Origin of the sequence: Cryobacterium sp. Sr3, assembly GCF_004402835.1 — a bacterium.
GTDB lineage: Bacteria > Actinomycetota > Actinomycetes > Actinomycetales > Microbacteriaceae > Cryobacterium > Cryobacterium sandaracinum.
Map to the genome: position 1 here is coordinate 1 of NZ_SOFA01000012.1, position 7,022 is coordinate 7,022.

At 70.1% G+C, this 7,022-nt stretch carries 8 protein-coding genes; 2 read left to right on the plus strand and 6 right to left on the minus strand.

All coding sequences use genetic code 11. The annotated features are described in order from the left end of the window. Positions 1-292: 292 nt before the first annotated feature. From E3N94_RS03535 to E3N94_RS03545, 3 genes are all read right to left on the minus strand, one after another. Positions 293-1,582: an MFS transporter gene (locus E3N94_RS03535; RefSeq protein WP_134569822.1), complete on the minus strand. Its 1,290-nt coding sequence runs from the start codon at positions 1,580-1,582 to the stop codon at positions 293-295. Between the two features lie 52 nt (positions 1,583-1,634). Then, positions 1,635-2,288, minus strand: a complete 654-nt coding sequence (locus tag E3N94_RS03540; RefSeq protein WP_134375197.1) for a class I SAM-dependent methyltransferase — start codon at positions 2,286-2,288, stop codon at positions 1,635-1,637. A gap of 76 nt (positions 2,289-2,364) precedes the next feature. Next, entirely contained in the window at positions 2,365-3,201 is an 837-nt protein-coding gene (locus tag E3N94_RS03545) for a LuxR C-terminal-related transcriptional regulator (protein WP_134569823.1), read from the minus strand. A 100-nt stretch (positions 3,202-3,301) separates the two neighbouring features. Here E3N94_RS03545 and hxlB point away from each other — a divergent pair, with 100 nt between their 5' ends. Both hxlB and hxlA read left to right on the plus strand, forming a co-directional pair. Next, complete coding sequence (gene hxlB / locus E3N94_RS03550; RefSeq protein WP_134342771.1) at positions 3,302-3,952, plus strand: 6-phospho-3-hexuloisomerase; 651 nt, start codon at positions 3,302-3,304, stop codon at positions 3,950-3,952. 66 nt (positions 3,953-4,018) lie between these two features. Further along, a complete protein-coding gene (hxlA, locus tag E3N94_RS03555; protein WP_104100578.1) occupies positions 4,019-4,642 on the plus strand; it encodes a 3-hexulose-6-phosphate synthase in 624 nt (207 codons plus the stop codon). A gap of 109 nt (positions 4,643-4,751) precedes the next feature. On the opposite strand, the gene E3N94_RS03560 is transcribed toward hxlA, so the two are convergent. The 3 genes from E3N94_RS03560 to E3N94_RS03570 all read right to left on the minus strand — a co-directional run. Next, positions 4,752-5,420, minus strand: coding sequence for an HAD hydrolase-like protein (locus tag E3N94_RS03560; RefSeq protein WP_134375191.1), 669 nt, complete (start codon positions 5,418-5,420; stop codon positions 4,752-4,754). An 87-nt stretch (positions 5,421-5,507) separates the two neighbouring features. After that, positions 5,508-6,203: an endonuclease NucS gene (nucS, locus tag E3N94_RS03565; protein ID WP_104169263.1), complete on the minus strand. Its 696-nt coding sequence runs from the start codon at positions 6,201-6,203 to the stop codon at positions 5,508-5,510. 152 nt (positions 6,204-6,355) lie between these two features. Continuing rightward, the coding region (locus E3N94_RS03570) for an MFS transporter (protein ID WP_134569824.1) at positions 6,356-7,022 on the minus strand (667 nt) is incomplete at its 5' end.

A 7,022-nucleotide genomic window follows, 5' to 3' on the forward strand; every position in this document is an offset into this window, starting at 1 on the left:
ACCGCACGCCGTTTTCCTGCCCCTTGAGTTTCTGTTCCTAGACAGTCAGAAACCTAGACAGGAAGCGGCGTGCGGCCGTTAAGGCGCTCCGAAACACCCACAGATGAAGCAGGAGAGCCGAGATTCTGGCCAAATCGGGTTCAAACAGTTGGAAAGAGCGCTCTCAGCACAAAATCTCCGTCGAATTGGTTCGACACCGAGGGCGGGATGCCAGCTGTGCGGAAAGCGTCCACGCGGTGCGGTCGACTCGCACCTGCCGCAGTGAAATAACCAATTGTCAGGACTGACCCGGTTAGCGCACGACCGGCCGGGCCGTGGTGCCGCGCACGGCAGACCAGACGACGATGACGCCCGCGAGCACCATGGTGACCAGCCCGAGCCCGGAGTAGCCGATCGCGCTCAGGATCAGGCCGGCCAGGGCTCCGCCGAGGGCACCGGCCCCGTTCATCGATAGGTCGGAGAAACCCTGCAGGGCGGCGCGGTCGTGCACGCCCACCACCTCGGCGATCAGCGCCGAGCCGGCGACGACGGATGCCGACCAGCCCAGTCCGAGCAGGATCAGCCCCACCGTCATGGCAGTTTGTGACTCCCCGGCCAGCCAGAAGATCGCCAGCGAGACCAGCAACAGGCTCTGGCCGATGAGGATGACGGGCATCCGTCCCAGCCGGTCGGCCAGCCAACCGAAGACGGGCGAGAGCGCGTACATGCCGGCGACGTGGAAACTGATGGTCAGCCCCACCAGCGTCAGGGTGGCGCCGTGGTCGCGCAGGTGCACCGGGGCCATCGACATCAGGGCGACCATGGTGGCGTGGCTGCAGGCGATCACGACCACTGCGAAGCGGGCCTGCGGGTTGACGCGCACGATGGCCAGGCCGCCGCGCCGCGTGCCGCCGACAGGGTCGACCTCGCGTGCGGCGAGGGCGGTGAGCAGCGGGTCGGGGCGGAGTCCGACCGTGTAGACGATGGCCGCGCCGACCGTGGCGATCAGGGAGAAGGCGAAGGCACCGGTCAGAGGGGGCAGGCCGAGGGCCTTCCCCACGGTCTCGCCGGGGCCGAACAGGTTCGGGCCGAGCACGGCGCCGATGGTCGTCGACCAGACCACGATGGACAGGTCGCGCGCCCGGAATTGTGTGCTCGCGAGGTCGGTGGCGGCGAAGCGGGCCTGCAGATTCGTGGCCGATCCGGCGCCGAGGAGCATCAGGGCCAGCAGGAGCAGCGGGAAGATGTCGACCGCGACCGAGGTGATGGCGAGAACAGCGCCGGAGCCGGCGATGAGCGAGCCGGTCGCGAGGGAGCGGCGGCGCCCGCGGCGCTGGGCCAGGCGGGCCAGCGGTACGGCCGCGAGGGCGGCGCCGAGGGTGCTCATGGTGGCGGCCATGCCCGACCAGGCGCTGGAGCCGGAGAGCTGCGCGGCCAGCAGGGCGCCGAGGGAGAGCGTCGCGCCCATGCCGATGCCGCCGAGGATCTGGCCTGCGATGAGCACCCGCACGACCGTGCGCTGCAGCGGCGTGTGGTCGGCGGGCGCGGGCGCGGGGCGGGCGTCCGGGGTCACGGGCGCGGGCGCATCCGGATTGGTGGACATCGGGCTCCCTTGTGGCATGTGCGCTGGGGTTTCAGCATACCCCAGGGGGTAATTAGACTTCGACGACGAGCAGGGTGTCGAGGGCGAATGTGGCGGCGCCGCCGTCGCCGGGGGCCTCCGGGTCGGTGGCGAGGTCGCGGCGGATGGTCTCGCAGCGCACGACCCGGGAGGCACCCGGGCTTGCGGGGTCGATGCAGGAACGCAGCAGCTCGGGCGAGTAGAGGATGGCCGGATCGCCCGGTCCGGGAGCCCCGGTCGCGAGGTTGGTCTGGTCGTGCCCGAGCGCGACCAGGTGCCCGCCGGGGGAGAGCCACCCGGCGGCGCGGGCCAGCACGGCGCGCAAGGCGGGCTCGGGCAGGTGCAGGTACATCACGGTGACCAGGTCGAAGCTTTCGCCTGACGGATCCCAGGTCGTGGCGTCGCCGACCTGCCAGTCCACCGACACGCCTGCCTCGGCGGCGTGCGCTTCGGCCAGGCCGACGGCTTCGGCGGAGAAGTCGACCGCCGTGACCGTCCAGCCGTGGCCGGCCAGCCAGATCGCGTTGCGACCGTCGCCGGTGGCCAGATCCAGCGCACGCCCCGGCGGGAACGGGCTCACGGTGTCCTGCACGATCTGTGCCGGCAGAGCCGACCACAGACGTCCGGCCTGGCCGGCCTGTGCCTCACGGGCGAGGCGGTAGCGGGTGTCCCATTCGGTGGCGTCCATGGCGTGTCCTCTCGGCGGGCATCCGTCGGTGTGAACGGATGCTGCGCGATGGCCAGTTTCGCACGGAAGCGGCGGCTCAGCGGGAGAGCGCTGCCAGCTCGGCCCGGGTGGAAGCACCCACCTTGCGCAGCAGGTTGGCGACGTGGAACTTGACCGTGTTCTCGCTGATCGAGAGCGTCTCGGCGATCGCCCGGTTGCGGGCGCCGGAGGCGACCAGCTCGAGCACGCCCTTCTCGCGCGGGCTCAGACCCCACGCGGCGGCGGCCGTGAGCGGTGCGAGCGGCACGTCGAGGGGGAGGGTGACGGTCATTTCGGACCCCCAGCCGGTCGTCGCCTCCAGCCGCAGCGAGCCGTTCAGTGCGGCCACCCGGCTCGTCAACCGGCTGACGCTCGGGCTGTCCGGGGTGAGGTCGCCGGAGCCGTCGTCGCGGATGTGGATCAAAAGGTTGCTGCCGTCGCAGTCCCAGTGCACGCGCACGCGGGCCACCCCGGCCTGCTCGACCAGAGCCAGGACCGCGCCGCGCACGATGGCCCGGGCGGCGTGGGCCACCTCGCCGGGCAGGGCCCGGCCGTTCACGGGCGGCTCGATGAACTGCACGTCGAGGTCGCCGAAGCGCACGAGCGGGCGCAGGTCGTCGCGCAGGCGTTCGAAGGCCCGAGCAACGGGCTCCTCGGTGAGGGACCGGTCGAGGTCGGAGACGGCGCGCAGCGCCACCATCGCCGTCGCGGCCAGGTCGATCGCGGTTTGCCGGGCCGAGGCGTCGCTCGTGTTCCGGGAGCGGAGCACGGCGAGCAGGGACTCGAGCGTGGTCGCCTGCGTGTCGGTCAGGTCGGCGACGACCCGGGCGCGCTCGGCGGCGGCCGAGCGGGAGTCGAACGGCTCGATCGAGGAGGCTGGGCGCTGACTATTCACCTCAGCATCCTACCGGAGGCGCGTTCAGCCATCCGTTCGGGTAGGTGCACCGCCCGTTCGGTGGGCCTCCTGCCCGCCCGAAAGAGTGGACCATAAGGGGATGCCTTCTTGCACCGACACCCCCGTGACACTGACCGTGACCGAATCGCTCGCCGCCATCGCGGCCGAGAACGCCGGGATCGTGCGCCAGCTCCTGACGACGGCGACCACGAACAGCGCGAACACCACGAACAGCGCGAACAGCACTGACGACACGGCCGGCCTCCCGACCCTCGACCAGGCTGCGGCCGCCCTGCGGGGAGCCCGGCGCGTGTTCGTTCTCGGCGCGGGCCGGTCCGGCCTGGCCCTGCGCATGACCGCGATGCGGCTGATGCACCTCGGGCTCGACGTGCACGTGGTCGGCGAGGTCACCACCCCGGCGATCGCGGCCGGCGACGTGCTGCTGGTAGCGAGCGGGTCCGGCGCGACGGCCGCCGTCGTGCGCGCGGCCGAGACCGCCGCGGCATCCGGTGCCCGGGTAATCGCGATCACCACCGCTCCGGACTCCCCGCTCGCCGCGCTGGCCGCGGTGACCGTGGTCGTGCCGGCCGCCCAGAAGCAGGACCACGACGAACTCCGGTCGCTGCAGTACTCGGGCGCGCTCTTTGAACAGACCGTCGTCGTGCTCGGCGACGCGATCTTCCACAGCCTGTGGAAGGCATCCGGGGCCACGGCCGACGATCTGTGGCCGCGGCACGCCAACCTCGAATAACGCTTTTCACTCACTCAGACCTATCAGACCTCACCAGACGTCACCAGAACCGGAAAGAAGACCATCATGAAGCTTCAAGTCGCCATGGACGTACTCACCACGGATGCGGCCCTCGAGCTGGCCGCGAAAGTTGCACCCTACGTGGACATCATCGAGCTCGGCACCCCGCTGATCAAGGCGGAGGGCCTGCGTGCCGTGACCGCCATCAAGGCCGCTCACCCCGACAAGACGGTCTTCGCCGACCTCAAAACGATGGATGCCGGTGAGCTCGAGGCCGACCTGGCGTTCACCGCCGGCGCCGACCTGGTGACCGTGCTCGGCACGGCCGGGGACAGTACCATCGTCGGGGCCGTCGCCGCAGCCACGAAGCATGGCAAAGGCGTCGTCGTCGACCTGATCGGCGTCGCCGACAAGGTGACGCGGGCCCGCGAAGTGACAAAGCTCGGCGCCGTCTTCGTCGAGATGCACGCCGGCCTTGACGAGCAGGCGGAGCCCGGCTTCTCGCTCTCGACTTTGCTCAACCAGGGTGAGACCGCCCGGGTTCCGTTCTCCCTGGCCGGCGGTGTGAGCGTCGCCACCATTGCCTCCGTGCAGCGTGCCGGGGCCCGGGTCGCCGTCGCCGGCGGCGCCATCTACGGCGCGGAGGACCCGGCCGCCGCGGCGGCCGCCCTGCGCGCCGCCATCATCTAGCCACCCCGGAGTCCGCGCCGGAGTTGGCGCGGGAGTCCGCGTGGATAAGGAAAAAGCACCCTCGTTTCGAGACGAGGGTGCTTTCTCGTGGGGGCAGGGAGGGGGGGTGTCAGCCGAGTAGCATCTTGCCGAGCGTGTCAGCGGAGTAGACGGTCGCGGTCGCCTCGGCGGCCTCGGACGGGGAGCCATAGCCCCACTCCACGAGGATGGCCGGCACGCCGTGGGCGGCCGCACCTTCCGCGTCGTAGCGGCGGTCACCGACCATGACGGGCTTGCTGAGGTCGGCACCGGCGGCGGCGAGGCGCTCGAGGGCCTCCGCCACGACGTCGGCCTTGGAACTGCGCGTCTCGGTGTCGGTGGAGCCCACGATGGCGGTGAAGTACTGTGCCAGGTCGAAGTGCTCGAGCACCGCGATCGCATTGTGCTGGGTTTTGCTGGTGGCCACGGCCATCGGGATCTTCGCCGCGTGGATGCGCTCGAGGAGTCCGGCGACGCCCGGAAAGATGGCGGTGTCCAGCAGGTGCTTGCCCTGGTCGTCGGCGCGGTAGACGGCGACAGCCTCGGCGGCCTCCTCCGGTGTCATTCCGGCGTACTCGCGGAAAGCGGCCAGCAGAGGCGGCCCCACGTAGGCCAGTAGTTTCGCGTCGGCGGGAACCGGGCGGCCCAGCACGGCGAAGGTGCGGGCGAGGGCATTGGTGATGGCCGGGGCGGAATCGGTGATCGTTCCGTCAAGGTCAAATATGATGGCACTCCACGTGCGGGTCAATGTCGAAATCACAGGCTAATACTAGGGGTCGGGAGTCGATCCATCGCATGAATTTAAAGAAAAATAGGAGTAATACGCTTTCGCGCGGGCCGCCAGCCCCTAAAAGAGTTTCGATTGTGTGTCGTCGAGTCCGCGCATGGCGTCGTAGTCGAGAACGAGGCAACGGATACCCCGGTCCTCGGCCAGGGTGCGCGCCTGCGGCTTGATGATCTGTGCGGCGAAAACCCCGATCACCGGCGCAAGATGCGGGTCGCGGTTCATGAGTTCGAGGTAGCGCGTGAGCTGTTCGACCCCGTCGATGTCGCCGCGCCGCTTCAGCTCCACGGCGACGGATCCGCCCGTGGAGTCGCGCGCCAGGATGTCGACCGGGCCGATCGCCGTCATGTACTCCCGGCGCACCAGGATATGGCCGTCGCCGAGCAGGTGGATGTGCTCGGCCAGCAGCTTCTGCAGGTGGGCCTCGACGCCGTCCTTGATCAGCCCGGGGTCGATGCCGAGCTCGTGGGCGGAGTCGTGCAGCACCTCGTAGATGCTGACGATGAGCTGATCGGCGGTCTTGGCGTGGGTGACCGTCCAGACGGCCGTGACGCCGGCCTCCGTCTGGTCGTCATCGGGCTCGGACAGCGCCAGGCTGCACGGCGGGCTCATCCAGTTGAGCGGCTTGTACGAGCCGCCGTCGGAGTGCACGAGCACGCTGCCGTCCGACTTGATCATGAGCAGGCGGGTGGCCAGCGGCAGATGCGCGCTCAGTCTCCCGGCGTAGTCGACGGAACATTTCGCAATCACAAGGCGCACGGTTCGAGCCTAACCGCGCCGCGGCATACGTTCGCCCACCCTCGACGAACCTCCCGCGCCCCGGGTCCGAACCAATTCGACGGAGATTTTGCCGTTTCGGCTTGAAACAGCCCCAAAACCGGCCTCTAGCGCCAAAATCTCCGTCGAATTCGTTAGGCGGCGGGGGCGCTGGTGCGCTCGCGCGCGGCGGGGGCGGCCAGGCCCGCCAGAACCATCAGCGCCAGGATCAGGAACAGGGCGTTCAGGATGCCCCAGGCCTCCCCGAGCAGGCCGAGCACGGGCGGGCCCACGAGGAACGCGAAGTAGCCGATCATGGCGACGGCGCTCACTCGGGCGGCGGCGTTCTGCGTGTCGTCGGCGGCGGCCGACATGCCCACCGGGAAGCCGAGCGACGCGCCGAGACCCCAGAGCACCGTGCCGGTGTAAAGCAGCCCCTCGTTCGGCGCGAGGATGAACAACACCAGGCCCAGGATGCCCAGCGCGGCGCAGGCGCGCAGCACCGGTACCCGCCCGAACCGGTCCAGGATCGGCCCGCCGAACACTCGGCCGACGGTCATCGCCGTCACGAAGACGCCGAAGATGATGGCGCCCTCCGTGTTGCTCAGCCCGTGCCCGTCGACGGCGGCCAGGGCCAGCCAGTCGTTGGCCGAGCCCTCGGCGAAGGTCATGCCCAGCACGATCGTGCCGATCAGGAGGATCCTCGTGTCACCCCACGCGGACAGGCCGACGCGCAGGCGCTCCCGCCACGGCGGCGCAGGGCGCGGCCCGGCCTCCGCCGTTCCCGGCGCGACGCCCGGCTCCGCGCCCGACGCCGACGCC

Bases quoted from the DNA above. Each gene is read 5' to 3' on its own strand.
- E3N94_RS03535 (WP_134569822.1), bottom strand. From the start codon at position 1,582: ATGTCCACCAATCCGGATGCGCCCGCGCCCGTGACCCCGGACGCCCGC.
- E3N94_RS03540 (WP_134375197.1), bottom strand. From the start codon at position 2,288: ATGGACGCCACCGAATGGGACACCCGCTACCGCCTCGCCCGTGAGGCA.
- hxlB (WP_134342771.1), top strand. From the start codon at position 3,302: ATGCCTTCTTGCACCGACACCCCCGTGACACTGACCGTGACCGAATCG.
- hxlA (WP_104100578.1), top strand. From the start codon at position 4,019: ATGAAGCTTCAAGTCGCCATGGACGTACTCACCACGGATGCGGCCCTC.